Annotated in this window: 3 protein-coding genes; all 3 read left to right on the plus strand. The window is 44.9% G+C overall.

The window, feature by feature from the left end:
• Nucleotides 1-16: 16 nt before the first annotated feature.
• Nucleotides 17-973, plus strand: a complete 957-nt coding sequence (locus VMW01_04920) for a hypothetical protein (protein HUW05584.1) — start codon at nt 17-19, stop codon at nt 971-973.
• Between the two features lie 6 nt (nt 974-979).
• Nucleotides 980-1,675, plus strand: coding sequence for a hypothetical protein (locus VMW01_04925; protein ID HUW05585.1), 696 nt, complete (start codon nt 980-982; stop codon nt 1,673-1,675).
• 367 nt (nt 1,676-2,042) lie between these two features.
• A partial coding sequence (locus tag VMW01_04930; protein ID HUW05586.1) for an RHS repeat-associated core domain-containing protein occupies nt 2,043-2,291 on the plus strand: 249 nt, incomplete at its 3' end.

A 2,291-nucleotide genomic window follows, 5' to 3' on the forward strand; every position in this document is an offset into this window, starting at 1 on the left:
TCTTTGAAAGACTTTGGTGGGCCGCTTCCTGAGCGTGGACCCGCTGGTGGGCAACCCGCTGAGCGCGCAGGACTACAACGGCTACAGCTACTGCGGCAACAACCCGCTCGCCTTCACCGACCCCAGCGGGTACCAGAAGTACGCTGCCCCCATGCCCTACATGCTCCCCGGAGCGGAGTTCTACCTCGATCGCATGTTTGGGGGGATACCCGGAGGTGGTTTTGGTGGCGGAGGAGGTGGCGGTGGTGCATCGGGCTACTCGGGAATGGGCTCTCTGGACTACGGCCTACCGGGGCAAGAGGTTAACGGGCAAACCAATGGCACTGGTGCCAATGGGCTTTACTACGACTGGGTTTCCGGCACCATGCGCTCAACTGCCACGCTGCAGCCCACGAACTATGAAGTTGTTGACCACTTTTTTCAGACCAAGTTCACCCACAGCGATGGAACCACGACGTATGGCGAAAAAACCTTTTCTTACACCTCGTTGAAAATAACGTATGATATTTCCTCAACTAGTGCCAAATCTGGCGGGGGTAACAATTACTACGCAACTCAATTTGATTTTGGAGTTACTTCTCTTAGTTTAAAATTCACCGCTCAGGAGAATTATGGGCTGAATGGTTCTGCGTTTTATAAGGGGTATGTGCAGGTTAGACCATATGGGGATGGAAGATGGTATGCAGAGGCACATGCTAAGGTGATTCCAGCTAATGCAGGAACTGCGCCAACTTTTTATGCTAACATCTCAGTTTATCGAGATGGGAAACAGGTTGGTTTTGATAATCTAAGCATGTCGAATGAGTGGGGTGAACATGTTGATGCTACATGGACCAATTTGGGATATGGTAGAGTATGGCTACCTGCCAATGGCGATGTTCAAATAAGGATGGTGATCGGTACAACAACCTTTGAATTTTGGAATGGAAACACCAACCAGAATCTGTTTTCACACACTTACAATTTACCTTAAAACGTTATGAATTACAAAGTTGTATTTTTATTTCTTCTCTTGTTTGCTGGATGCACTTCAAGAGATAAAAGTCTGCAAAAGGAACTAGACAACTCAAGCGAAAATGCAAAAACCTTTTCTCGCCTCATGGCTATGCCAGATGAAGAAGCGGCAACTCTGACAGACAAACAATTAGTTGATTTAGCTGATAACCTCTATACCAATGTAGGAGGCTTAGCTTACTATAAGGAAGATTCCTTGAAGCTGGAAAAGGCATTAAGATTTCTTGATATTGCAATAAACAAAAACCCTAAGAACGAAGCGGCAATGCTTAGTAAGGTTAATGTGTATTGTTCGTTGAAAGAATACAGTAGGGCAATCACTACAATAAACGGATTGTTTGAAATCAAAGGAGAATATCCAGAAGGGCTAATGTTTGAAGGGATGCTGTACGAGAAAATTAACAAACTGGATAGTTCTGCTTACTTTTATCAAGAAGCATTAAATGCTTATAATAGTAGAATATTGAAGGATAATAAACTAAATGATAAAGTAAATAGAGCTGTTCTATATTGCTTGGTAAAAAACAGAGAAGCAGGTCTTGCTGAAATCAATAAACTGATATCTGAAAATCCCCAAGACGAATTTGCTAAGCAGGTAAAAATTGGTGTTATTGAAAATTTTAAACGAGATGTTTTTATAAAAAATAATATAGAACCCTAGACAAAACGCTTGGACTTGCTTTTTGCTTCGCAGGGCAGCCATGTTCTTAATTTTTACAATCTTAATAGGCCCGTCAATGGCGTAAAGCCACCCCGAACATTGGGGCGGCTTTGCGTTATAGGGTAGCGATGTTTTTGGGGAAGAGGCCCTTGAACCTCTTCTTGGTGAGCAGAAGATAATTGTGCCGCTTGCTGGTAGGGCGATTTTCAAATTGTCTCATCGTCACTTGTAGGAGTGTATTTTCTTTTAATTGGCGTATTGTCTTATTGACACATTTTCAAATCGGTTCATTCTCAAAACCTGTCCGGCCACTGTCGGATTTTCAAATTAGTTTCTACCTTAGCGTAACGCTCTTTGAAAAACTTTGGTGGGCCGCTTCCTGAGCGTGGACCCGCTGGTGGGCAACCCGCTGAGCGCGCAGGACTACAACGGCTACAGCTACTGCGCCAACAACCCGCTCGCCTTCACCGACCCCAGCGGGTATTCGAACGAGAGCTTGTTTAGTTTCATTGATCGGGCTCTAAACTCCGACTTTGGTGGCCACTGGTCCGAAGGTGGTGGTGGTACGCTGTTTACCAGTGATGCTGATGCCCTACAGGGTGGGGTTGACTACAAC

It is taken from the genome of Williamwhitmania sp., from assembly GCA_035529935.1.
In the GTDB taxonomy this organism is placed as follows: domain Bacteria; phylum Bacteroidota; class Bacteroidia; order Bacteroidales; family Williamwhitmaniaceae; genus Williamwhitmania.

What these genes read in the sequence shown, in the direction of transcription:
- VMW01_04925 (HUW05585.1), top strand. Translation starts at nt 980, where the DNA reads ATGAATTACAAAGTTGTATTTTTATTTCTTCTCTTGTTTGCTGGATGC.